The 23,011-nt window shown below is 69.8% G+C and carries 20 protein-coding genes and 2 tRNA genes; 12 read left to right on the top strand and 10 right to left on the bottom strand.

The window, feature by feature from the left end:
* Positions 1 to 76: 76 nt before the first annotated feature.
* Positions 77 to 1,501 carry an aminopeptidase P family protein gene (locus ACZ6WN_RS06380; RefSeq protein WP_465863435.1) on the top strand — a complete coding sequence of 475 codons (1,425 nt, stop codon included), beginning with the start codon at positions 77 to 79 and terminating at the stop codon, positions 1,499 to 1,501.
* Between the two features lie 80 nt (positions 1,502 to 1,581).
* Entirely contained in the window at positions 1,582 to 2,385 is an 804-nt protein-coding gene (locus ACZ6WN_RS06375) for an N-acetylmuramoyl-L-alanine amidase (RefSeq protein WP_465863434.1), read from the top strand.
* 31 nt (positions 2,386 to 2,416) lie between these two features.
* On the opposite strand, the gene ACZ6WN_RS06370 is transcribed toward ACZ6WN_RS06375, so the two are convergent.
* Positions 2,417 to 4,207 (bottom strand): hypothetical protein, encoded by a 1,791-nt coding sequence (locus ACZ6WN_RS06370; protein ID WP_465863432.1) that lies wholly within the window; start codon positions 4,205 to 4,207, stop codon positions 2,417 to 2,419.
* A gap of 462 nt (positions 4,208 to 4,669) precedes the next feature.
* Between ACZ6WN_RS06370 and ACZ6WN_RS06365 the strand changes: the two genes are divergently transcribed.
* Positions 4,670 to 4,746 (top strand) — tRNA-Arg (locus ACZ6WN_RS06365).
* A 22-nt stretch (positions 4,747 to 4,768) separates the two neighbouring features.
* Here the strand turns inward: ACZ6WN_RS06365 and yczE are convergent.
* Positions 4,769 to 5,392: a membrane protein YczE gene (yczE, locus tag ACZ6WN_RS06360; protein WP_465863430.1), complete on the bottom strand. Its 624-nt coding sequence runs from the start codon at positions 5,390 to 5,392 to the stop codon at positions 4,769 to 4,771.
* A gap of 78 nt (positions 5,393 to 5,470) precedes the next feature.
* Here yczE and yczR point away from each other — a divergent pair, with 78 nt between their 5' ends.
* On the top strand, positions 5,471 to 6,901 hold the full coding sequence (gene yczR, locus ACZ6WN_RS06355) for a MocR-like transcription factor YczR (RefSeq protein WP_465863429.1): 1,431 nt from the start codon (positions 5,471 to 5,473) through the stop codon (positions 6,899 to 6,901).
* A gap of 35 nt (positions 6,902 to 6,936) precedes the next feature.
* On the opposite strand, the gene ACZ6WN_RS06350 is transcribed toward yczR, so the two are convergent.
* Complete coding sequence (locus ACZ6WN_RS06350) at positions 6,937 to 8,001, bottom strand: DUF1152 domain-containing protein (protein WP_465863427.1); 1,065 nt, start codon at positions 7,999 to 8,001, stop codon at positions 6,937 to 6,939.
* A 116-nt stretch (positions 8,002 to 8,117) separates the two neighbouring features.
* On the opposite strand from ACZ6WN_RS06350, the gene ACZ6WN_RS06345 reads away from it, so the two are divergent.
* On the top strand, positions 8,118 to 9,743 hold the full coding sequence (locus ACZ6WN_RS06345) for a long-chain fatty acid--CoA ligase (protein ID WP_465863425.1): 1,626 nt from the start codon (positions 8,118 to 8,120) through the stop codon (positions 9,741 to 9,743).
* Between the two features lie 6 nt (positions 9,744 to 9,749).
* Here the strand turns inward: ACZ6WN_RS06345 and ACZ6WN_RS06340 are convergent, their stop codons facing one another.
* The 3 genes from ACZ6WN_RS06340 to ACZ6WN_RS06330 form a co-directional block, all read right to left on the bottom strand.
* Positions 9,750 to 12,497 carry an AfsR/SARP family transcriptional regulator gene (locus ACZ6WN_RS06340; protein WP_465863424.1) on the bottom strand — a complete coding sequence of 916 codons (2,748 nt, stop codon included), beginning with the start codon at positions 12,495 to 12,497 and terminating at the stop codon, positions 9,750 to 9,752.
* Between the two features lie 132 nt (positions 12,498 to 12,629).
* Positions 12,630 to 13,214 carry a hypothetical protein gene (locus ACZ6WN_RS06335; protein ID WP_465863423.1) on the bottom strand — a complete coding sequence of 195 codons (585 nt, stop codon included), beginning with the start codon at positions 13,212 to 13,214 and terminating at the stop codon, positions 12,630 to 12,632.
* A gap of 260 nt (positions 13,215 to 13,474) precedes the next feature.
* Positions 13,475 to 13,855 (bottom strand): MmcQ/YjbR family DNA-binding protein, encoded by a 381-nt coding sequence (locus ACZ6WN_RS06330; RefSeq protein WP_465863422.1) that lies wholly within the window; start codon positions 13,853 to 13,855, stop codon positions 13,475 to 13,477.
* 76 nt (positions 13,856 to 13,931) lie between these two features.
* On the opposite strand from ACZ6WN_RS06330, the gene ACZ6WN_RS06325 reads away from it, so the two are divergent.
* From ACZ6WN_RS06325 to ACZ6WN_RS06310, 4 genes are all read left to right on the top strand, one after another.
* Positions 13,932 to 14,396, top strand: a complete 465-nt coding sequence (locus ACZ6WN_RS06325) for a MarR family winged helix-turn-helix transcriptional regulator (RefSeq protein WP_465863420.1) — start codon at positions 13,932 to 13,934, stop codon at positions 14,394 to 14,396.
* Positions 14,393 to 14,815, top strand: coding sequence for a hypothetical protein (locus ACZ6WN_RS06320; protein ID WP_465863418.1), 423 nt, complete (start codon positions 14,393 to 14,395; stop codon positions 14,813 to 14,815). The genes ACZ6WN_RS06325 and ACZ6WN_RS06320 overlap by 4 nt, the downstream gene beginning before the upstream one ends.
* 9 nt (positions 14,816 to 14,824) lie before the next feature.
* Positions 14,825 to 16,402, top strand: a complete 1,578-nt coding sequence (locus ACZ6WN_RS06315; RefSeq protein WP_465863417.1) for a phytoene desaturase family protein — start codon at positions 14,825 to 14,827, stop codon at positions 16,400 to 16,402.
* An 83-nt stretch (positions 16,403 to 16,485) separates the two neighbouring features.
* Positions 16,486 to 16,558: transfer RNA gene (locus tag ACZ6WN_RS06310), tRNA-Lys, on the top strand.
* Positions 16,559 to 16,649: 91 nt separating this feature from the next.
* On the opposite strand, the gene ACZ6WN_RS06305 is transcribed toward ACZ6WN_RS06310, so the two are convergent.
* Both ACZ6WN_RS06305 and ACZ6WN_RS06300 read right to left on the bottom strand, forming a co-directional pair.
* Complete coding sequence (locus tag ACZ6WN_RS06305; RefSeq protein WP_465863415.1) at positions 16,650 to 16,973, bottom strand: tyrosine-type recombinase/integrase; 324 nt, start codon at positions 16,971 to 16,973, stop codon at positions 16,650 to 16,652.
* A 213-nt stretch (positions 16,974 to 17,186) separates the two neighbouring features.
* The gene (locus ACZ6WN_RS06300; protein WP_465863413.1) at positions 17,187 to 17,684 is read right to left on the bottom strand and encodes an HNH endonuclease; all 498 of its coding nucleotides are present in this window, start codon (positions 17,682 to 17,684) and stop codon (positions 17,187 to 17,189) included.
* A 531-nt stretch (positions 17,685 to 18,215) separates the two neighbouring features.
* Between ACZ6WN_RS06300 and ACZ6WN_RS06295 the strand changes: the two genes are divergently transcribed.
* Positions 18,216 to 18,554, top strand: coding sequence for a hypothetical protein (locus ACZ6WN_RS06295; protein ID WP_465863412.1), 339 nt, complete (start codon positions 18,216 to 18,218; stop codon positions 18,552 to 18,554).
* Positions 18,555 to 18,884: 330 nt separating this feature from the next.
* On the opposite strand, the gene ACZ6WN_RS06290 is transcribed toward ACZ6WN_RS06295, so the two are convergent.
* A complete protein-coding gene (locus tag ACZ6WN_RS06290; protein WP_465863410.1) occupies positions 18,885 to 19,448 on the bottom strand; it encodes a TetR/AcrR family transcriptional regulator in 564 nt (187 codons plus the stop codon).
* Positions 19,449 to 19,464: 16 nt separating this feature from the next.
* Positions 19,465 to 20,136, bottom strand: a complete 672-nt coding sequence (locus tag ACZ6WN_RS06285) for a biliverdin-producing heme oxygenase (RefSeq protein WP_465863409.1) — start codon at positions 20,134 to 20,136, stop codon at positions 19,465 to 19,467.
* A gap of 523 nt (positions 20,137 to 20,659) precedes the next feature.
* Between ACZ6WN_RS06285 and ACZ6WN_RS06280 the strand changes: the two genes are divergently transcribed.
* Both ACZ6WN_RS06280 and ACZ6WN_RS06275 read left to right on the top strand, forming a co-directional pair.
* The gene (locus ACZ6WN_RS06280; protein WP_465863407.1) at positions 20,660 to 21,922 is read left to right on the top strand and encodes a hypothetical protein; all 1,263 of its coding nucleotides are present in this window, start codon (positions 20,660 to 20,662) and stop codon (positions 21,920 to 21,922) included.
* A 216-nt stretch (positions 21,923 to 22,138) separates the two neighbouring features.
* Entirely contained in the window at positions 22,139 to 23,002 is an 864-nt protein-coding gene (locus ACZ6WN_RS06275; RefSeq protein WP_465863405.1) for a GmrSD restriction endonuclease domain-containing protein, read from the top strand.
* The last annotated feature ends 9 nt before the right edge of the window (positions 23,003 to 23,011 follow it).

Raw genomic sequence — 23,011 nt, 5'->3', positions numbered from 1 at the left:
ATCAAGACGTCCCCGCGACCCCCGTGGCCTGGGAACTCACGAGCGTTGTCGTTCCGGCGCGGCGTACGATTCCGGTATGACGGACAATGGCGCCCCCACCCCTGCAGACGACCACACCGAGAGCCACGACCAGACGGTTCCGGAGGCGTGGTCCAGGTTCATGAGGGAGGGCTGGGACGACCGCGAGGTCGAGGTTCCCGAGCATCCGATCACGCCGTGGGCGACCGCGCGCCGGCAGCGGCTCTCGGGCATCTTCCCGGGTGAGCGCCTCGTCGTCCCGGCCGGCACCTACAAGGTCCGCGCCAACGACACCGACTACCGCTTCCGCGCCGACACCGCGCACGTGCACCTGACCGGCAACCAGACCTCCGACGCCGTCGTCGTGATCGAGCCCGACGGCTCCTCGGTGCTGTACGCCCGCCCGCGCAGCGGTCGCGACACCGACGAGTTCTTCCGCGACCGGCAGTACGGCGCGCTCTGGGCCGGCGCGCGTCCCTCCGCCCGGGAGCTCTCCGACTCGCTGGGCATCGAGGTGCGCCACGTCGACCAGCTCGAGTCCGCGCTCTCCGGCAGCACCCCGACCCGAGTCCTCCGCGGCGTCTCGGCCGACGTCGACAAGCTGGTCCGTCCGGCCGAGGGCGGCCGCGACGAGGAGTTCGCCAAGGCGCTCTCCGAGCTGCGCCTGATCAAGGACGAGTGGGAGCTCGGTGAGCTCACCGAGGCCTGCGACATCACCGTGCGCGGCTTCACCGACGCGGTGCGCGAGTGGGAGCAGGTGCTGAAGCACGGCGAGCGCTGGATCGAGGGCACCTTCTTCCGCCGCGCCCGTGCGGAGGGCAACGACCTCGGCTACGACTCGATCGTCGGCGGCGGGTCCCACGCCACCACGCTGCACTGGATCGACAACGACGGCCCGATCGTCCCCGGTGAGCTGGTGCTGCTCGACATGGGTGTGGAGGGCCACAACCTCTACACCGCCGACATCACCCGCACGCTGCCCATCTCCGGGACGTTCACCCCGCTGCAGCGCAACCTCTACGAGCTCGTCTACAACGCCCAGCAGGCCGGCATCGAGGCGATCCGCCCGGGCGTGACCTTCCGGGCCGGCCACTTCGCCGCGATGGAGATCCTCGCGCACGGGCTCGACGACCTGGGGCTGCTCCCCGTCTCCGTCGACGAGGCGCTCTCGGAGGACAACAAGACCTACTCCCGCTGGACCCTCCACGGCGTCTCCCACATGCTCGGCCTCGACGTCCACGACTGCGCCTCCGCGTCGAAGGAGACCTACATCGAGGGACCGCTGCAGGAAGGCATGGTGCTCACCGTCGAGCCGGGCCTCTACTTCCAGAAGGAGGACAAGCTCGTCCCCGAGGAGCTGCGCGGCATCGGCATCCGCATCGAGGACGACATCGTCGTCACCAAGGACGGCTCCGTGAACCTCTCCGCCGGCCTGCCGCGCACGGCCGACGACGTCGAGGCGTGGATGGGCCAGTATCTGTGACCTTGGAGGCTGACCGAGGTAACTCGGTGGAGCGGCGCTTCCTTCGTGGAGTTCCACGAGGGCAGCGACTGCTCACCGAGGTGCCTCGGTCGGCGGCCGCGGTGGCCGGCTGCCTCGCCCTGGCATCGGCCCTGACCGCCTGCAGCCCAGGGCGTACGCCACGACAGCAGCCCGCCTCGTCGGCGACGCCGAGCGCCTCGGCATCGGCCTCGCCGGTCCCCCACGACGTCTTCGACGGCACCGTGGTCGGGATCGACCCGGGTCACAACGGCGGCAACGCGGACGCACCCGAGGTGATCAACGAGCCGGTGTGGAACGGGCGCTCGCAGAGCCCGTGCAACACGACCGGCACCGCGACCGACGACGGCTACCCCGAGACCGACTTCACCTGGGCCGTGGCCACGAAGCTCGCCGCCGACCTGCGCGAGTCGGGCGCGAAGGTGGTCATGACCCGCGACAGCAACGACGGGGTCGGGCCGTGCATCGACGAGCGCGCGAAGATCATCAACGACGCGAAGGCCGACGTCGCGATCGACATCCACGCCGACGGGGCGGCCGCGTCCGAGCGGGGCTACTCGCTGCTGATCCCGGTGCCGTCGGGCACCAACGACGAGGTCGTCCAGCCCTCGCGCCGCTACGCCCGGCTGCTCCGCACCGAGATGCGGAAGACCGGGATGCCCCTGGCCTCCTACCTGGGCGCAGGCGGGTTCGTGGAGCGCGACGACCTGGCCGGCCTCAACCTCACCACGGTGCCGCAGGTGCTGCTGGAGACGGGCAACATGCGCAACGCCGAGGACGCGCGCCTGCTGAAGTCCGACCGGTTCCAGGCGCGGACGGCCGCCGCCATCAAACGGGCGATGGCGGCGTACCTCCGCTCCCGCTGAGCCCGAATCGGCTCAGCCCAGCTCAGCTAACTCAGAGCTTCGTCCACTCGACGGGCTCGAGGCCGTACTCCTCGGCGATCGGGCCCCACGCCTTGGCGGCCGCCTTCTTCGGGTCGTGGCTGGCCAGGCTGAGCGTGGTCGCCTTCTCCAGCTTGCGCTTGCCGCCGATGCACTCGCCGTCGTCGTTGACCTTGCGCTTCTCGCCCCAGGCGGCGAAGGCCAGGTCGGCGTTCTGCGAGGTCATCCACGCGGACTCGAGGTTCTTGACGAGCTTGCGCGACCCCGGGAGGACGGCGGTGTCGATCTTGGCGACCTTCGCAGCCAGCTCCTCGCGGGAGGCCGCGGCGTCCTGGAAGGTCTGGATCGCCTCGTCGATGTTCTCGCAGGCCTCGAGATCGGCCTGGGCGGCCCCGATGGCCTCCTTGTCCTTGGCCGAGGTCTTGATGAGGTCGTCGATCTTCTTGGCCTCGGCCGCGGCACCGCCCTCGGCCGTGGTCGCTCCCTGGGTGGTGCCGGTCTCGGCGTTGGCGTCGTCGTTGTTGTTGATCAGGCCGATGACGAAGGCGATGATCGCGACCACGACGGCCAGCGCGAGGACGATCAGGCCCCAGCGCTTCAGGTCGAGACCACCAGGTCCCTTGCCCTGACCCCCTTGACCGCGCTGCGGCTCGTAGCGGGCGTCGTAGGCGTTCCCGTACGGGTCGTAGCCCTGCGGCGCCATCGGCGGCGGCGCCGGGGTGTTGGGCCCGCCTCCGACCGGCGGCTGCCCGACGAGGGTGGCGTCGGTGTAGGCGTTGTGGGCGTAGGGGTCACCGTACGGCTGGGCGAACTCGTCCTGGGCCTTGTCCTGCGGCTGCCCGTAGGGCTGCTCGTACCCCTGGTCGAAGCCCTGGTCGTACGGCTGGTCGTAGGGCTGCTCATAGGGCTGGTCGTAGGGCTGGTCGTAGGGCTGGTCGTAGGGCTGGTCGTAGCCCTGGGACCACGAGGCCTGGGCCTGGTCCGGCTCGAGCTGCGGCGCGAGCGGGGCGTAGGCAGGGTCGCCGTAGGACGGGGCCTGGCCCTGGTCGGGCCGGGCGAGATCGGGCTGGCCGTCGTCGTAGCGGGACTCGGGCGCCGGGGCGTCGAACTGCGGCGGCGCGAACTGCTCGAACTCGTCACGCGGACGGGTGCCCCCGCTGGTCTCCTCCTCGTCGAGGGCGTCGAACCGAGGGCTCATCGCGACCTGCGTCTCGTCCGGGCGGAACGGCTCGGGCTGACGTCGCTCGACCGGCGGCATCGCCTCGTGGGTCGCGTCAGGGTCCGGGCCGCCGAACTGCGGCGCGGGCTCGGCGAAGGACCGGTGCTCCGCGCTCTGCTGGTACGCCGCCGCCGGACGCTCGGGCAGCGGAGGGGCGGCCACGGGCTCCGGGGTCGGCGGCGCCTGAGGCTCCGGCATCTGCGGCGCGGGCGTCGGCGCGGGTGGCTCGGGTGAGCGCTCGTGTGCAGCCGGCCGCGTCGGCAGGTCCGGGAGCGGCGCCGGCGCGGCCGCCGGTGCCTCGGGCTCCGGCTGCGGCTCCGGCTGCGGCTCCGGGGCAGGAGCCGGGGCGGGCTCTTCCGCGGCGCGCTTGCGCTTGGGCAGGAAGAGCGACTGCGACTGGGAGGCGAGCTCCGGCTCGAACTTCGGCGTACGCGCCGCCAGCCCGAACAGGCCACCACCGTCCGAGCCTGCGGGCGGCGGGGCCATGCCACCACCGAAGGCCGGCTGCTCACCGCTGGGCGCGGTCATGCTCAGCTGCGGCGCCATCGAGGCCCCCGGCGTACGCCTGACCTGCTCGAGCGGCAACGGGGCCGCCTCTGTGTCGGCCTCGGGCGTGGCAGCTCCCTGACCACGCCTCGGCAACGACAGACCACCCTGCTCAGGATCGGCACCCCGCTGCGGCAGTCGCGGGGGTGCGACCGGCTCCGGTGCACCCTGCGACGGCGGCTGATGAGCGCTTCTGACGGGGGTCCCACAACCTGTGCAGAAGCGCATACCGGTGACGGCTGCACCGCACGAGGTGCACATGGACTCCATAGTCATGTCCGGGGACCTTACCGATGATCGCGTCCAGTCTCGAACCCTCGTGGTCCGCCAATCGGACACTCACGTCGACAGTGCGGGGACAGTGCACCCAAATACCCCCCACACCTTGGTAACACTCCGGCCAGCGTTTCGGATTCCGATGCACACGAGGGATACGGGCACCGGTAAGATCGTGCGCGGCCTGCGCAAACCCCCTTCCAGCGGGGTGCTCACACAGGCCACGCCTCCGTAGCTCAGCTGGATAGAGCATCGGCCTTCTAATCCGACGGTCACAGGTTCGAATCCTGTCGGGGGCGCCACCGGAATTTTGTGTGGGTTAAATCATGCCCCCGCGCGTGTTTCGGCAGCGACCACCGCAGCGGCCGCCCGCCCGGCGTACAGGGTCCGGAAGAACGGCAGGGTGCGGTGCACCATCGGACCGATGAGCAGGGCCTCGGCGACGGTGCCGATCCCGACCATCCCGCCGAGGAGCCAGCCGACCGCCAGCACGGTGATCTCGACACCCGCACGGCAGATCCAGACCGGGGCGCCGGTCCGCTCGTGCAGACCGGTCATCAGTCCGTCGCGCGGACCCGGGCCGAGGCCGGGCGCGATGTAGATGCCCGTCGCCGCGGCCAGCAGGAGCAGGCCGCCGGTGAAGAGCGCGACCTGGGCCAGCAGATCGGAGGGCTGCGGAAGCAGCCAGAGGCCGATCTCCGCCGAGGTGCCGACGAGCAGGACGTTCAGGACGGTGCCCACGCCCGGGCGCTGTCGCAGCGGGATCCAGAGCAGCAGGACGACGAGCCCGATCAGGTTGGTCATCATCCCGAAGGAGATCCCGGTGATCTCGACGAGTCCCGATGCCAGCGTGTTCCAGGGCGCCAGGCCCAGCGAGCCCTGCACGAGCATGGCGACAGCGATGCCGTAGAGGAAGAGTCCAGTTATCAACCAGGAGAGCGACTTCACAGAGAGATCCTTCACGATTGCAAAGCCAATCACGGGTCCAATCGAAGGTAAAGAAGCCAATCCCGGTAAGGTGGCCTCATGCCTCGCGGAAGAATCGGTGCCACTGCACTCGCCGGCCTGCTCGGTCAGTGGCAAGGAGAGGGCCCGGCGTACGAGAACCTGGCCGAACGGATCCAGCTGCTGCTGATCGACGGCCGGCTCTCCGCCGACGTGCGCCTCCCGTCCGAGCGCGAGCTCTCCGAGCGGCTGACGCTGAGCCGCACCACGATCACGGCCGCCTACCGCCGCCTGCGGGAGCACGGCTACGCGCTCAGCGTCCAGGGATCCGGCACGACCACCAAGCTCCCGCCCACCGCACCCGACTCGTTCGCCGAGGGCGGTGAGATCGATCTGGTCAGGGCCACCCTGCCGGCCACCCGGCGGCTCCCGGAGGCCGCGGTCGAGGCGACCCGGCGACTGGCCGACCACATGACCGGCCCCGGCTACACGCTGTGGGGCATCGAGGAGCTCCGCGCGGAGATCGCGGCCCGCTACACCGCCCGTGGCCTGCCGACCGATCCCGACCAAATCATGGTGACCACCGGCGGCCAGAGCGCGATCGCGCTGCTCGCCCGCACCGTGATCAGCCGCGGCGACCGGGCCTACGCCGAGAGCCCCTCCTACCCCAATGCGTACGACGCCCTGAGCCTCGCCGGAGCCCGGATCATCACCAGCCCGGTGACCACCGACGCCGGCTGGGACATGCCCGCGATGGAGGCGGCCATCGCCCGGACCACCCCCGTGATGGCGTACGTCATGCCCGACTTCCACAACCCGACGTCTCGCTCGATGTCGACCGAGGACCGGCTCCGGCTGCTGCATGCGGCGGCGAAGGTCGACACGCTCCTGGTGGCCGACGACACCACCGCCGAGCTGGACATCGACCGCCGCCACACGTTCCCGCCGCTGGCCGCGATGGCCGGCGAGCACCAGGCCCGGGTCGTCCACATCGGCTCGGCGAGCAAGATGCTGTGGGGCGGGCTGCGGGTCGGCTGGATCCGCGCCGACCCGGTGCTGCTGACCCAGATCGCCAGCGGGCGCTCGGCCACCGACCTCGGCACCCCGATCTGGGAGCAGCTGGTCACCACGATCCTGTTCCGGCACCTTCCCGAGATCCTCGAGGAGCGCGCCGCCCAGCTCGCCGCCGGCCGCGCCGCGCTCTACCACGCGATGCGCGAGCACCTTCCCGACTGGGAGCTGCCGCCGCGCATCGACGGCGGCCTCTCCGCCTGGGTCGGCCTGCCCGCGCCGGTCAGCTCCCAGCTCACCCTGGCCGCCCGGCCCCACGGGCTGCTCGTCACCGCCGGGCCGCGGTTCGGGGTCGACGGCGCCTACGAGCGTCATCTGCGGCTGGCGATCACACCGCGCCCCGATCTCGTCCGTCGCGGGGTCGAGATCCTCGCCGAGGTCTGGCCCCGTGCCGCCTCCACCCCTGCCCTGGCCCTCACCACCTCCGAGGCTGTCGTCTGAGCCGCGTCACGCGACCCGACCCGACACCGCCCGGCTCAACCCCGGGCGAGAGCATCCAGGGCCCACAGCCCGAGCCCCTCGAAGCGTGCCGACTCATAGCTGAGTACGTCCCCGCTCGTCGCCTCCAGGAGGCGGCGGGTGGTGATGTGCGAGGCACCTCGGGCGAGGCTCGCGTTCGCGATGTCGGCGGCGGTCACCGTCCGCGGCGGGATCTCCCGGCGTTCCCGCGCCCGTCGCCGCTCGTAGTCGAGCTCGTCGACCGTGATGCCGCGGATGATCGTCTCGGCGCTTCCCAGGGAGCGGGTGTCGATCAGCGCCTCGGCGAGCGGGAAGTCGTGCGTCTCGACGGCATCGAGGCGCCACACGGTCGCACTCACCTCGCTCACCGGAACGGGCGTCTGACCCCGTCTCATCTCCACCGCGCCGCGAAGGCCGCGCGCGGCCGCCGCGGCCAGCGTCGTCGCCTCGGTGGGATGCCAGCCGAGCGATTCGCCGACCTCGTCCACGTCCGCGGCTCCCAGCGTTCCGGCCCGGGCCGCGCCCAGCCCGCCGAGGATACCGATCACCTGCTCAGCGGGGAGCTCCCCGTCCACCCCGGGGCCGACGACGGCGAGCCGTACGGGAAGGTCGCTGCGCAGCGCCGCGGCCAGGGTGAGCGAGTCGGCCAACGGGCTGAGCAGGCCGGGCTCGCCTCCGCGAGCGACCACGTCGCCGCCGACGTCGACGACCGTGAGCGAGTCGGCGCCGAGGGCCCGGGCAAGATGCCGGAGCTGCCGGGCGAGGCCGACCGCACCGTCGGCGAGGTCGTGCAGGAACAGGCGCGCGTCCACGTCACCGGCAAGCCGAGGCAGGACGGACCGCCCCGGAGGGAGGGTGTCCGTCGTGGTCGATATCTCCGCACGGACGCCGTCGACCAGGCGGAGCCCGACGAAGTCTCCCCGCGAGCGCGGGCCGGGCACCGGGTCGATGCGGAGCCGCTCCCAGGCACAGGTCGAGACGAGCACGTCGCCGTGGGGCACCTCGGGCTCGAGGATCCGACGTGCCAGGAGCACGCCGAGCGCATCACCCCCACCACCGGCCGCGACGAAGAGAGTGCTCACGCACTCGATTCTGACCGCTGGGCACCCGAGGCGCTACCTGGTCGTCGGCATCGCCCGTGAAGAAAGTTGGCGGGAACTCGTTGTGACGCGCGCCACGTTGGGTCACGATGTGCAGCATGCAAGGACTGATCCAGGACGCACCGCTGACCATCGACACGATCATCCGGCGCGCCGAGCGCGTCTTCCCGACGCGGGAGATCGTCACCAAGACCGCAACCGGTCTGGAGCACCACACGTTCAAGGACCTGGCTGTGGAGGTCCGCAAGCAGGCCGGGGTGCTCGATCGGCTCGGCATCTCCGCGGACGGCCGGGTGGCGAGCTTCGCGTGGAACACGCTGCGCCATCTCGCGCTCTACTACTCCGTCCCCTGCACCGGCCGGGTGCTGCACACCGGCAACATCCGCTACTTCCCCGAGCAGCTCGTCTACACGTTCAACCACGCCGAGGACGAGGCCGTCTTCGTCGACCGGTCGCTGCTCGGCCTGCTGGCCCCGCTCCTTCCCCAGCTGACCACGCTCAAGCACGTCGTCGTGATGGACGACGGGGCGCCGACACCGCTGCCGGACGACCCGCGGGTCGTCTCCTACGAGGAGCTGATGGCCGACGCCGAGGAGGCGGTGATCGACGGCCGGGTCACCGACGAGCGCACCGCTGCCGGTATCTGCTACACCTCCGGCACCACCGGCAACCCGAAGGGCGTCGTCTACACCCACCGCTCGCAGTACCTGCACGCGCTGGCCTCGCTGTCCGGCACCCTCTTCGGCACCAACGACCGCGACCGCGTGCTCCCCGTGGTGCCCTTCTTTCACGCCAACGGCTGGGGCTTCGCCCACTCCTCCCTGCTCGCCGGTGCCAACCTGATCCTGCCCGGGCCCGACCTCTCGCCCGCCGGCATCATCAAGCTCCTCGAGGCCGAGAAGGTGACGATCGCCGCCGGCGTACCCACGATCTGGATGGGTATGGTGCCGCTGCTGAAGGACGCCGACCTCTCCTCGCTGCGGGTGGTCATCTGCGGCGGCTCGGCGGTGCCGAAGTCGCTCTCGGAGGCCTGGCGCGAGGCGATCGGCCTGCCGATCACGCAGGCCTGGGGCATGACCGAGATGTCGCCGCTCGGCAGCGTGTTCAACGAACGCGCCGAGATCGCCGACCTCTCCGAGGAGGAGAAGGCCGACTTCCGTACGTCGCCGGGCATCCCGGCCGTCGGCGTCGAGCTCCGCATCGTGGAGCCCGGCACCACCGACGAGCTCCCCTGGGACGGCGAGACGACCGGCGAGCTCGAGGCCCGCGGCCCGTGGATCGCGTCGGGCTACTACAAGGTCGACGCACCGACCTCCTTCTCCCCCGACGGCTGGCTGCGCACCGGTGACATCGCCGCGATCGAACCGCTGGGCTACGTACGCATCGTCGACCGCACCAAGGACCTGGTGAAGTCGGGTGGCGAGTGGATCTCGACCGTCGCGATCGAGAACCTCATCATGGGCCACCCCAGCATCGCCGAGGCGGCCGTCGTCGCGGTGCCGCACCCGAAGTGGGGCGAACGGCCGCTGGCCTTCGCGGTGGTCAAGGACGGTGAGTCGGTGACCAAGGAGGAGCTGCTCGGCTACCTCGCCGACAACCTGGGCAAGTGGCAGGTGCCCGACGACGTGGTCTTCATCGACGAGGTGCCCAAGACCTCGGTGGGCAAGTTCTCCAAGAAGACCCTGCGCGAGGAGTACGCCGACTACCAGCTGCCGACCGTCTAGGCCGGCTCAGCCCAGCTGCGCGAGGATCGAGGCGGACTCGACCCTCGCGCAGCGGGCGTCCTCGTCCTTGCCGAGGGCGGCGCGGGCGTCGGCCAGGTGGCCGAGCGCGTCGGCCAGGCCGGGCAGGTCACCGGCGGCACGGAGCTTGGTCACGGCCTCCTCGAAGTGACCGGCGGCCTCGTCGACGGAGCCGAGCTGCTGGTGGATCCAGCCGATGGTGGCGATGACGTTGCCCTCGCTGCGGTAGCCGGGTGCCACCCGGCGCAGCTCGGCGAGCGCCGCCTCGCAGTGCCGGAGCCCGGCCTCGTACGCCCCGTCGAGGGCCTCGTAGAGACCCAGCCGCCCGGTCGTCCAGGCTGCCCGGATCGGGTCGCCCGCGCGCGCGAAGACCTCCGCCGCCCGAGCCGCGTACGCAGCCGCCCCGGCATGGTCGCCGGAGGCGGTGGCCACGGTGGCCAGCCGGTGCAGGGTCTTTCCCTCCCCCACCAGGTCGGCGGAGTCCATCGCCAGGTCCAGGGCCCGGCCGAGGTGGTCGAGGGCGTCCTGGACCCGGCCCAGCCGCCCGCAGGCCGCCCCGGCCGCGCGGTGCATGACGCCGAGCCCGGCGGGGTCGCCGCCGCGGGAGACGCTGCGGCGCACACCAGGGAGCGCCGCCTCGGCCAGGGCGGCGAGCTCGATCCAGCGCCCCTGGAGGTCGAGCAGACGCTCGAGCGCGCCGACGAGCAGCACGATCCGATCGGGCGCGATCCCCCGGTCGACGGCGACGTCGATCACCCGGGAGATCACCGGCAGCTGGGTGCCGATCCAGGCCAGCGCCTCGACGCTGTCGCCGACGACCTCGGGAGTGACCCCGTCGCGCATCGGCTCCAGCGCCTCGAGGTGGCGCTGGTGCGGGTCGTAGGCGCTGTGCACCGCCCGGGCGCTGAAGACGTAATGGTCGATCATCCGCAGCTCGGCCGCCTCGCGGGCCTCCTCGGGCTCGCCGGTGGCGAGGTCGGCGGCGTACTCGCGGAGCAGGTCGTGCAGCGTGAACCGGCCGGGGGCGCACTCGGTCAGCAGGTTGGCCTCGGTGAGCTCGTCGAGCAGGCGCCGGGCCCGCACCCTGGAGATCCCGGCCAGGCTGGCCGCGGCCAGCACGGTGAAGGTCGGCCCGGGGTGCAGACCGATCTGCCGGAACAGCCGGGCCGCGGCGTCGGACAGGTGCCGGACCGACCACGAGAAGGTCGCCCGCAGGTCACCCCGCCCGCCACCGAACCCGTCCAGGCGGGACTCGCCGAGCTCCTCGACCAGGTCGGCCAGGGAGTAGGCCGGTCGGATCGCCGCCCGGGCGGCCACGACCGACAGCGTCAGCGGCAGCGACGCGCACAGCTCGATGATCCGCTCGACCGCCTCCGGCTCGGCCAGGAGACGCTCCTTGCCGAGCCGCCCGACCAGCAGCTCATAGGCCTCGGCATCGTCGAGCAGGCCCAGCTCCATCGGTCTCGCCCCGGCCTCCGCGACCAGGCCGGAGAGCCTGTTGCGGCTGGTCACCAGGGTCACGCATCCCGGGCTGCCGGGGATCAGGCTGCGGACCTGCTCGCTGTCGCGGGCATTGTCGAGCACGAGGAGCACCCGCTTGCCGGCGAGCTTGCTGCGCAGCAGCCCCGCCCGGCCGTCGATGTCCTGGGGCTGGCGCGAGCGCTCCACCCCGAACGCCTCGAGCAACACCCCCAGCGCGTCCAGGGGGTCGAGCGCGTCGCTCGGGTCGAAGCCGCGCAGGTTCACGAACACCTGGCCGTCGGGGAAGCTGGGTGCGGTCCGGTGCGCCCAGTAGAGCGCCAGCGTCGTCTTGCCGATCCCCGCGGTGCCCGCGATCGCCGAGATCACGACGGCCCGGGCGCCCTCGTCGACCGTCCGCTTCTCCACCAGCTCGTCGAGCATCGTCAGATGGTCCTCGCGACCGGCGAAGGCGGCGACGACCGGCGGCAGCTGGCGCGGCACGATCGGCACGATCTCCTCGTACGTCCGCGCGGGCGCGGGCTCGGGATCGTCTCCCTCGATGATCCGCAGCTGCAGGTCGCGTACGTCCTTGGACGGCTCGACCCCGAGCTCGTCCCGCAGGACCCGGAACAGACGCTGGTAGGCGTCCAGGGCCTCGGCCGTGCGGCCGGAATGCCACAGCGCCGTCATCAGCAGCAGCCACAGGCCCTCGCGGAGCGGGTTGGCCCGGACGACCGGCCCCAGGTCGGCGACGACCGCGGCCTGTCTGCCGAGCGCCAGGTCGGCGGCGGCACGGGACTCGACGGCGACCAGGCGCAGCTCGTCGAGCCGGGCGGCCTCGGTCGCGATCATCGGCGAATCACCGACCGCGCCGTAGGCGCCTCCGGTCCACAGCCCCAGCGCGGCGTCGAAGAGCATGCTGGCCCGCTCGTGGTCCCCGGCCTCGGCCGAGGTTCGGCCCTGCTCGACCAGGTCCTCGAAGCGGGCCTGGTCGATGTCCGCGCCGACCAGGGCGTAGCCGTTGGCCCGGCTCTCCAGGTGACGGCGATCCTCGCCGAGCGCCCGGCGCAGGTCGCGGACACGCTGGTGAAGCAGGTTCACCCCCGTTGGCGGGGGTGAACCTCTCCACAGCTCGTCGACCAGGAGGTCCGAGGTGACCGGCGCTCCACGGGCGGCCGCGAGCAGGGCAAGCAGAGTCCGCCGCGTACGCGACAGTCTCTGCACCGTGCCGTCGTCACAGATCAGCTCGACGGCACCCAGGACCCGGACCCGCACCACACCTCCTGTTGACCACACAGCATTACGTCCGAGACGAACCATCGTCTCATCACCACAGAGATGGTGACGCGTAATGCCGCCAGAAGGTTGCCTGGAGGTTGGTACTGATCCAGATTTAGTGTTTCTGGGCTACGGGACCCGCCACAGGCCGCTCTCGCCGCCCTTGTCGATCTGGAACCCGACCTGCTTGATGTTCACTCCGACCGGGACGACGAACGGCACCAGGGCCGTCCGCTGGTCCCGCGGCTGCAGCCCGAACGGGTTCGGGAACACCTCGCCGCCGTCGACCGTCACCGGGCCGGGCTGGCTCTTGTACTTCTTGCCCGAGGCGTCGACGACCGTCGTGCCGGTGGCCGGGGAGTCGTTGAAGACCCTCGAGCCGGCGTTGACGATCTGGATCTCGACGGCCATCACACGCGACCCCGGCGGGGTCTCGGTGCCGTCCGTGAAGGACGTCTCGAAGACGTCCTGCACGATCACCCTCAACAGGATTCCGGGTGCCTCGCCCTTGATGGTTCCCTCAGCCGTCAACCCGAGCTGCTGGTTCTGCTCGATCCTCTCGGTGCTGTCGACGGTGATCACCTTCTTCTCCATCGCGGGGTTCTCGCCATGGTTGTTGCTGTAGAACCCGTTGTCGATGGAACTGTCCGAACCGCAACCGACCCCGGCCGCCGCGACGGCTCCCCCGAGGATCAGCATGGCCACACGACGCACACGCACTCCTTATGAAATTTGTTGCTTCGGAAAGGAAATTGTTCCCCCTGATTTACCATGGCAACATGCCCGAGTCCAAGCATTCGGCCTAGGGTCGAAGGTCCCAATACTGGTCCAACTCTTCGAGACTATTTCCACAGTCCGACCTGGCGGGAGAGCGCCAAGATCACCGGTGCCACGAGAAACCAGGGCGTGACCAGCGAAAGCTTGTCGATCGGGCGTACGCCGACCCTGCGGCCCCTTGTACGCCCGGGCGGACCCTACTCCGCGCCCACCGCCGGGCGCTCGACGAGACCGGCCAGCTTCGCCGGGGCCTGGATGCAGTAGGAGTCGGTCAAGAGCTCGGCGACCTCGTCCCAGTCGGTGTCGTCGTCGAGGATCATCCCGACCACGTTGCCGCCCCAGCCGGCCTTGAAGTAGGGCGGACCGAGGTGCTCGAAGGCCACCACCTCGTCGGGCTCACCCCGGAACACGATCCGGAAGAGCTGGTCCTCGCCGCCGAAGACGTGCGCGATCGTCGCCTGGCCGACCCGCCAGCGCACTCCCACCCAGGCGTCGTCCTCGAGGCACTTCGGGAACGCGGTGAGGATCTCCCTCAGCCGCGCCACCATCTCCTCGGGAACCTCGGGACGCTCAGCCATGCCTCCGATCCTGCCAGGCACCACCGACACCGTTAATTGCTATACATGTTTATGATCAACATGTACGGTTTCTTCCATGAAGAAGCAGACGATCGGATACGTCGCGTGGCGCCTCGCCATGCGTCTGCGGGTGTCGATGGACAGAGCGCTCGCGCCCCTGGGCCTCACCCATGCGCAGTACTCGCTCATCGCCTCCCTGCACGGCCTCAGCGCCGCGGAGGCCCCGACCCAGAAGCAACTGGCCGACCTCACCGGCCTCGAGCCGATGTACGTCTCCAAGCTGGCCCGCCAGCTCGAGACCAGGGGCTGGATCGAGCGCGTCCGCGACACCCGGGACACCCGAGCCGTACGCCTCGTCATCACGCCCGAGGGCACCGAGGTGACCCGCGAGGCGATCGCGGTGACCGGCCGACTGCTCGACCAGCTCACCGCACCGCTCGGCGGCCGCGACAGCCGTCGTGCGGCCGAGGCACAAGCAGCGCTCGAGGCGATGCTCACCGCTCCCCTCGATACCGATCCCACACCTGGAGAACGATCATGACCACCACCGCCCCCGTGCTGACCGGCGCCAACCTGGGCGTCGCCTACTTCGCCGTGCGCAAGAACCTCCTTGACGTGCTGGACGACTACGACCTGACCTTCGAGCAGTCGCTCCTGCTCAACTACCTGCGCCAGGGCGATGTCGCGCGTGCCGACCTGGTCGCCGCGACGGCCGACAACATCAAGGTCTCCGCGGCCGAGGTCGAGTCCCACCTCGACGCCACGATCGCTCGCGGCCTGATCGCCGACGGCCTCACCCTGACCACGGAGGGCGAAGCTCTCCAGCAGCAGATCACCGCACGCACCCAGCCGCTGACCAGGGCGTTCTTCTCCGACATCCCGGCCGAGGACCTGGCCGTGACCGCGCGCGTCCTGGCCACCCTCACCGAACGGGCCAACGCCGCTCTGGCCGCCTCCTAAGATCGGGCCATGGCACAGCAGAAGTACGACGTAGTGGTGGCCGGCGGCGGTCACAACGGCCTCACCGCCGCAGCCTATCTGAGCCGGGAGGGCCTCTCGGTCCTGGTGCTCGAGCGGCTCGACCATGTCGGCGGCGCGGCGATCTCGGCGCAGGCGTTCGACGGCTTCCCGACCCGGCTCTCCCGCTACTCCTACCTGGTCTCGCTCCTCCCCGAGCAGATCCGCACCGACCTCGGGCTCGACATCGAGCTCGCCTCGCGGCAGACCGCGTCGTACTCCCCCTTCCTCGACGGCTCGCGCGCCACCGGCCTCCTCGTGGAGACGCCCGAGGGCGAGGCCACCGCGGCGAGCTTCCGCGCGGTGACCGGGTCGGACGAGGAGTACGCCGCGTGGCAGGCGTTCTACGACGAGGTCTCCGACCTCGCCCGGGTCGTCGCGCCCACCCTCACCTCCCCGCTTCCCACCGGCGCCGCGATCCGCTCGGAGGTGGGTGCCCCGATCTGGCGTGACGTCGTCGAGCGACCGCTCGGGGAGGCGATCGAGCGCCGCTTCGCCAACGATCTGGTCCGCGGCGTGGTCGCCACCGACGCCCTGATCGGCACCTTCGCCGGCCTCGGCGAGGCGAGCCTGATCCAGAACCGCTGCTTCCTCTACCACCTGATCGGCAACGGGACCGGCGAGTGGCGGGTCCCGATCGGCGGCATGGGCGCAGTCACCGGAGCGATCGCCAAGGCGGCGTACGCAGGTGGGGCGCAGATCCTCACCGGCGCGACCGTCACCTCGATCCGCGGCGGCGCTGCCGGCGAGGGCGCCGAGGTCACCTGGACCGATTCGTCCGGCTCCCACACGGTGGCTGCCGGCTACGTGCTCTCCGGCCTGGCTCCGTACGTCCTCGACGGCCTCCTCGGCCGCACCCCCTCCCCGGCGACCAAGCCGGTGGGCGCCCAGCTCAAGATCAACATGCTCCTCGAGCGCCTCCCCCGGCTGCGCTCCGGCGAGGACCCGAAGGTCGCCTTCGCCGGCACCCTCCACCTCGGCGAGTCCTACACGGAGCTCGAGAAGGCGTACGCCGAGGCGGCCGCCGGCTCGGTGCCGACCGAGATGCCGGGCGAGGTCTACTGCCACTCGCTGACCGACCCGTCCATCCTCGGCGACGTGCCGCCCGGCACCCAGACCCTGACCTACTTCGGTCTGCACGCTCCCGCGACCCTCTTCGAGGACCCGGCCACGCGCCAGGAGCGCAAGGCCCAGGCGGTCGAGCGCGCCATCGCCTCCCTCGACCGGCACCTGCTCGATCCGATCTCTTCCGTCGTCGCGCGGACTGCCGACGGCGAGCCGTGCATCGAGGCCAAGATCCCCCAGGAGATCGAGGCCGACCTGGCCATGCCCGGCGGCCACATCTTCCACGGCGACCTCGCGTGGCCCTGGGCCCCCGACGACTCCGATCTGACCACTCCCGCCGCCCGCTGGGGCGTCGCCACCGAGGTAAGCAGCATCCTGATGTGCGGCTCCGGCGCCCGCCGCGGCGGCGCCGTCTCCGGCCTCGGCGGCCACAACGCCGCCCAAGCCGTCCTGGAGCTCCGCTGACCCCCTCCTCGATTTGGGCCGTATCCGAGCCCGCTGCTACTGTTCTTCTCGTCGCCAAGCGCGCCTGACGCGCGAAACGACATGCGCCATTAGCTCAATTGGTAGAGCAGCTGACTCTTAATCAGCGGGTTGTAGGTTCAAGTCCTACATGGCGTACATCGAAAACCGGCTCTCACCTGCACGTTCAGGTGAGAGCCGGTTCTTTGTTTTCTAACCCGGGCACACAATCGGGCACACAAAGCCCCGATTAGCTCGCTTTCTGGCCGGGATTGTCGTCCTCCTCCCCCGTGTTTTTTCGTGTCTTCGGAATCAGGCTGTCGAGGTGGTCGACAGCGGCGTTAGTGACCTTGCGGCCCATGTAGACGTCCTGGGTCATCGAGGGCCGCGCGTGGCCGAGCTGGTCGGCGATCTGCCGTGCCGTCATCCCGCGCTCGTCCAGCACGGTTGCCACCGTCTTCCGGGCCGTGTGCGAGGTGAGCCAACCGAACACCTTCCCCCGCACCTTCCGGATATCGCGGCCCACATTGCTCCGGTCACGCCAGGTGCCAACAGCGTTCGGGAAGACAGGCACGGAAAGGTCCTGCCCGACGTACCGGTCGGCCAATAGGATTTCGGGAACTGATCGGACACGTTCGCACTGTTGACGAAAGCGGCACCGGGAAGTTTCGCGGCAAGCGCCACGATGACGCGACCGCCGTCCTATGCACATTCCCGACGAACGCTCACCGCGCCGCTGGTCGGGTCTAGCCACCCGGCGAATTTAACTCCACCCCATGTTGGTGAGTCAGACCCTTCGACCTGCACCACCCCTCGAGGTTCTGCCGCCGGCACTGTCTGAGGTGACCATCGCTGCTGACACTCGGACCGCGACGCCCGTGGGGTAGTACTTCCGGCGTCGCCGTTCGAGTGACAGGACGTACCACCACGGTGGAGTCCGGTTGGACTTGGAGCGGTTGTGGCTCTTGCAGAGGGCTTGGCCGTTGCTGACGATCGTGGCGCCCCCTTTCGACCACGGATAGATGTGGTCGACTTCCTCGGCAGGCTTGATGCATCGTCCCCATGCAAGGAACAACGGGCTCTCGCAGCGGTTTCCTGCAGAGGTCATCACGACTCGGCGTGCCGCGAACTTGAAACTCCGCCATGGATCGCGGCGCTGGAAGCCCGGTCCCCGGCCAGGGAGAGGGAACGACAAGATCGTGATGAGCAGAATGATCGGGACGAGGATCGGCACGAACGGCTTGATTCCGTCGAAGATCCCGCCGAGGAGCACGCCGAAGGTCATGGGCTGGTCCTCCCGTCTCCCCCCGGTGTAAGTCGAGCCCCTCCCCGCCAACCCAACGGAGGGGGGCCCACAGGCGCTGCCACGTCAGAGCCGCACTCGTATTGCGGCCCTCACGATTGGGATGGCTGACCCGCACGCAGGACGCTAGGTGTGCCTGGCCAGCGCGGTCAGCCGAACTCGGATCGACGTACCTCACCTGAGGTAGAAGCAAAACGTCTGACGGGCACACAAACGGGCACACAAACGACCACAAGAATCGACAGGTGCCACCGAACGACCACGGCGACGCAAATAGGGATCCGGACACCGGCCGCGGGGCGGTTTGCTCTCAGCGGGTTGTAGGTTCAAGTCCTACATGGCGTACAGGAGATCGACCCCTGACCTGGATGACAGGTGAGGGGCCGCTTTCATTTCAGGGCTGGTTCCAGGGACGCTTCAGGAGCAGTCGTCGCGGCGCTGAGTCCGCCAGCGGATCGCACCACCGGCCCACCTGGAGAATCCGCCGGAGAGAATCGAACATATGATCGATTCATGACCCGTGCTCCAGGATCCTCGAAGCCGCCCCGCCTCGAGCCGCCGATCATCGTGCCTCGCCCAGAAGCACGGCACTGCTGGCGGCACATGTCGCCCTCGCCGGGCAGCGAAGGTGACCCGGTGTTCCTCCTGGCCTGGGCACACTCGCCGGCCGACCAGTTCGGCAAGTACGTGTGGTGGGCTCAGATCGTACGGATGACGACGCCGACGGACTGGTCGACCGAATGGGTCTCCGCCGACCAGCTCTCGACCGAGCGTTACGCGCCCGGACAACCACCGCCGGGCCGTCGACCGTCATCGAACAGGAGCGACTCGGTGCTTCCCCATGTGTCGTGAGCCCCCACAGCCAAGACGCCCCGCTCGCAAGTTAGACCGCGACCCCGGTTCCAGACCGAGGCCACGGCACCGATGGCACCCATCGCGGTGTCACTCTCCACAACCTTCTCCGGTCGTCACGACCCGGGAAAGCCATACGGCAGAAGTCACCCCGACAGCCCCGTCGGCACCAACAACGGTAACCCGTTCTACCCAGGTAGATACATACCCCATGTGACAACTCACAACATTCGGGGCGAGCCGGAGCGAGAGCAGGCGGGTGGTCGCGTCAGCAGAGGTCCCGACCGCTGAAAGAAACTCTTCTTTCAGCAAGGAGCCCAGCCTCCCGCATCACTGCACCCCGACGGCGCGGAGGACGAACTCCTCGACCCGCTCGGCCGGGAGGTGGCGGGTGCCGAGGACGGCATGGACGAGGGCGAGGGTGGCATCGACGTCGGTGACCACGAAGACGCCCTGCTCGGCGCCCTGCCCGAGGATCTCGGCGAGGACCTGCTCGACGGCGACGATGTGCTCGCGGACCTCCTGGCGGGCCTCCTCGGGAAGCCCTCCGTAGACCTGCGGGCCGAAGCCCATGTGGAACTTCTCGCCGAGGGTGAGGTGGTTGCGTACGTAGATCCGCAGCCGCTCCGCCGGGTCCTCGCTCGCGGCGAGCTGGGCCTGCAGGGCCGCGACGTACTCGGAGGTCTCGTGCGTCGCGAACGCCACCATCACCGCGTCCCGGTCCTTGAAGTGGTGGTAGATCGCGGTGCGTCCGATGTCGGCGCGCTGAGCGAGCTTCGACATGCTGATGGCCTCATAGCTGCTCTCGGCCATCAGCTCCGCGAACGCCTCGAAGATCCGTGCGCGCACCAGTCTGCGGTGCTCGGGAACGTTCTCGGCGGCGATACGGGGCACGAGAACGAACCCTAGTTCACCTGCGATAGTCGTCGAGGCGACCGGCGAGCTCCTCGAAGAGCGCCTGGTTGAGGCCGAAGGCGACCTGGACCTCCTCGACGATGCGGATCTTCTCCGCCGGGTCGAGGTCCAGCGCGTCGAGGCGGGCGCGGTAGCCGTCCTTGTAGGGCTTCGGCTTGGGGATCTCGGCGAACTCGTAGAACGCCACCCCCTCGCCGTCGAGCTCGAAGAACCGGTCGAGCAGCCGGCCGATCGCCTGGCCACCGGAGAGGTCGCCGAGGTAGCGCGTGTAGTGGTGGGCGGCGTAGAGACCGCCCCAGGCGCGGGTGGCCTCGATCCGAGCGGCGTACGCATCGGCCGCCTCCGACTCCACCGCGTCGCCGTCGACACCGGGCGCCCACACCGCCAGGTCGGCATCGATCGCGGCCAGACGCTCCAGGGCGACGTCATGGACAGCCCGGGCCACGGCGTCCGTGGCGGCGAGGTCTCGGCCCACCGACTCGAGCGCGACGTAGACCTTGCGCAGACGCAGCAGGTAGTCGGCGTACCCCTGCTCGTTGATCCGGCCGGCCAGCAGCTCCTCCATGAAGGAGGAGCTCTCGGCGGCGGTGTGCTGGATCCGGGAGCCTTCGCGCATCAGCGCGGAGAGCGGAGCGTCGGGTGTCTCGTCGACGAGGAGGGCGGACATGTGTGCTCCAGTCAGGTCGGGCGGCAACGATCGGCGTTCCGGGAAAGATACTGACACACTGTCAGAAAGTGGGCAAGGTTTTAGTTAGGTTACCCTAACAAATCCACTTCGAAACCGTGAGCAATCGCGCATCGGACCGGCTTGTGGAGATGCCTACAACACATTGTTCACGAACCCGAGAGCGCTACGTGACGACCACAACTTGCCCAGGCCTCTCAGACGTTCGGGTGTCGATCACGACGAAGATCCACAGGAGGCCCCGGCAGGTGCTCCGGGACGAGGTGTTGCCGTGAAAGTTACGGCTGATTTCGCAGGTCATCCGGCCGCCGCGTACGCCTATGCACCCGCGATCCGAGGTGGCTAAACTCCCCGCTTCGTCACGGCGAGTCACAGCAACCGGGGGGCTGCAGAGGCTGACTTCTACTCGTCGTGCCCTGTCATCGACAGTTATCAACACCATTGGAGAAGTCACTTGCGCTCCCCACTCTCGGTCCGCGGAGCCGCCCTCGTTGCGGCAACCGCGATGATCGGTCTTTCCGTGACCGCGGCCCCGGCGACTGCTGCGTCGGCGGAGAAGCCCCAGGCCAAGGCATCCTCGGTCGCCCTGACCGTCAACGTGTCTGACAAGGTCAAGGTCGACACCGGCCGCTACACCGCCACCTACAACGGCAAGAAGACCGTCAACTCCGGCACCAACAAGCCGGCCCTCCCGCTCCTGAAGGGCGAGCAGCAGCTGCTCTCCGTCGGCGTGTTCGCCCAGGACGCGGCCGCTGCCCTCAAGAACGGCGCCGCCTACTCCGGCGCCTGCTCGGCCCTGGCCGGCGAGGGTGCGACCCTGGTCGCGATCGGCGACGGCTCCAGCTGCGTCAAGCCGGGCGAGGCCGTCAAGGTCAACCTCGCCGAGCTCAACCTGCAGAAGCTGGGCGCCACCACCGACTACGTGCTCAACGACGAGAGCAAGTCCGTCCACGTGAAGCTCGGCCCGGTCAACGACCTGGTCCAGACCGTCGTCTCCGGCGTGCTCACCAAGGTCGGCGGCCTCTCGGTCGGCGTCAACCTCGACGCCGCGGAGAGCACCTGCCTGGCGCAGGGCAGCGACTTCAAGGGCAAGACCCAGCTCAAGAACGCCGCCGTCACCGTCAACGTCCCCGGCAAGGGTGACATCAAGGTCGCGGACCTGCCGACGAACCCGAAGAAGAACACCACGGTCGTCCCCGACCTCTCGCCGGTGACCGACGCCGTCCTCGGCCGCGTCGACACGCTGCTCCAGTCCGGCCTGAAGAGCAAGATCGCGCCGGGCGTCCTCGACGTCTCGATCCGCATCGACCTGATCGAGCACATCAAGGAGCAGCTCGCCGTGCTGCTCAAGGGCATCGAGACCGACCTGGTCAAGCTCACCCTGAACAAGCAGGACAAGACCGCCAAGTCGCTCGAGGTGTCCGCCCTGGACATCAAGGTGCTCGACGCCGTGAAGCAGGTCGGCGCCCCGACCGCGGCCGCCGTCGCCATCGGCACCAGCACCTGCGGCACCAACGGCCTCACCGCCTCCGAGGAGAAGGCTGCGGCCAGCGGTGACAAGAAGAACGTCGACGTCGTCGTCTCCGGCGACAAGTCCGACCCGGACACCAGCATCCAGGCCAAGCCGGACAACGCCCCGGCCAACGCCGAGCTCAACCTGCTCTCGTCCCCGGCCGCCAAGGGCGGGTTCGCCGCCGGCGCGCTCGTGCTGCTCGTCGCCGCCGCTGCCGCCACCCGGTGGTTCCTGCTGCGCCGCGCGCACGCCTGATCCGCTGATCAGGACACCCCTGTAGGACCGTTGTAGAACCTGCAGCACCCGCATCCCGGGCCACGGCTCCCCGCCGTGGCCCGGGATGCGCTTCATTTACCGGCAAGGGCATGTTCCGAGCGGCGCGCCTGCGTGCCGCCTGTCGCGGGATCCGCCAGAGTTGGGCCGCCCCCGATGCTCCCCAGAGCTCTTCCCCCATCTCTCTGGAGTCACTCCATGCTGCGCCCTCTGGCGACCCTGCTCGCCGTCGTCCTCCTCTGCTCCGGCTGCGCCGAGGTCGCCGGACCCGACACCGCCGTCCAAGCCGGATACGGAGCAGGCAGCGGCGAGGAGGTCAGCCTGCCGCTGAGCGAAGCCGTCGCGAAGCTTCCCGTCGCCGAGGAGGTCACCTCCGGCTACGAGCGGGAGAAGTTCAACCACTGGGTCGACGCCGACGGCGACTGCCAGGACGCCCGCACCGAGGTGCTCCTCGAGGAGTCGCGGAAGAAGGCGCGCGGCAGGTGCGAGGCCACCACGGGCGTCTGGCTCTCCGCGTACGACGGCGTCACCCTCAAGCGCCCCGGCGGCCTCGACATCGACCACATGGTCCCGCTCAAGGAGAGCTGGGAGTCGGGCGCCGACGCCTGGACCGACGAGCAGCGGGAGGCGTACGCCAACGACCTCGGTGACCCGCGTGCCCTCATCGCCGTCACCGCCGCGACCAACCGCAGCAAGGGCGATCAGGACCCGGCCGACTGGATGCCCGACGCCACCAGCTACCACTGCACGTACGTCGCCGACTGGGTCGCGGTGAAGATCCGTTGGAGTCTCTACGTCGACCGTGCGGAGAAGGCCGCGATCGAGGACGTCGCCGCGGGCTGCGACGATCCCGAGATCACGGTGCGGCTGGCCCAGGCGGGGCCGGCGGAGGACGACCCGGACCAGAGCGTCGCTCCTGCGGGCGGCTCGGATGAGGACCCCCGCTTCGACACCTGCGCCAAGGCGATCGCAAAGGGCTACGGGCCCTACCGGAAGGGTCGCGATGCCGAGTACGCGTGGTACCGCGACGGCGACAAGGACGGCACGGTCTGCGACAGCTGACGCGACACC

Source organism: Nocardioides sp. NPDC054178 (assembly GCF_055585005.1).
Note: the sequence above shows the minus strand (reverse complement) of the source record. Positions and strands in the feature narration are given on the sequence as shown.

Bases quoted from the DNA above. Each gene is read 5' to 3' on its own strand.
- ACZ6WN_RS06285 (WP_465863409.1), bottom strand. From the start codon at position 20,136: ATGTCCGCCCTCCTCGTCGACGAGACACCCGACGCTCCGCTCTCCGCG.
- ACZ6WN_RS06315 (WP_465863417.1), top strand. From the start codon at position 14,825: ATGGCACAGCAGAAGTACGACGTAGTGGTGGCCGGCGGCGGTCACAAC.
- ACZ6WN_RS06380 (WP_465863435.1), top strand. From the start codon at position 77: ATGACGGACAATGGCGCCCCCACCCCTGCAGACGACCACACCGAGAGC.
- ACZ6WN_RS06300 (WP_465863413.1), bottom strand. From the start codon at position 17,684: ATGACCTTCGGCGTGCTCCTCGGCGGGATCTTCGACGGAATCAAGCCG.
- ACZ6WN_RS06320 (WP_465863418.1), top strand. From the start codon at position 14,393: ATGACCACCACCGCCCCCGTGCTGACCGGCGCCAACCTGGGCGTCGCC.
- ACZ6WN_RS06325 (WP_465863420.1), top strand. From the start codon at position 13,932: ATGAAGAAGCAGACGATCGGATACGTCGCGTGGCGCCTCGCCATGCGT.
- ACZ6WN_RS06275 (WP_465863405.1), top strand. From the start codon at position 22,139: ATGCTGCGCCCTCTGGCGACCCTGCTCGCCGTCGTCCTCCTCTGCTCC.
- ACZ6WN_RS06295 (WP_465863412.1), top strand. From the start codon at position 18,216: ATGACCCGTGCTCCAGGATCCTCGAAGCCGCCCCGCCTCGAGCCGCCG.
- ACZ6WN_RS06330 (WP_465863422.1), bottom strand. From the start codon at position 13,855: ATGGCTGAGCGTCCCGAGGTTCCCGAGGAGATGGTGGCGCGGCTGAGG.
- ACZ6WN_RS06345 (WP_465863425.1), top strand. From the start codon at position 8,118: ATGCAAGGACTGATCCAGGACGCACCGCTGACCATCGACACGATCATC.
- yczR (WP_465863429.1), top strand. From the start codon at position 5,471: ATGCCTCGCGGAAGAATCGGTGCCACTGCACTCGCCGGCCTGCTCGGT.
- ACZ6WN_RS06280 (WP_465863407.1), top strand. From the start codon at position 20,660: ATGATCGGTCTTTCCGTGACCGCGGCCCCGGCGACTGCTGCGTCGGCG.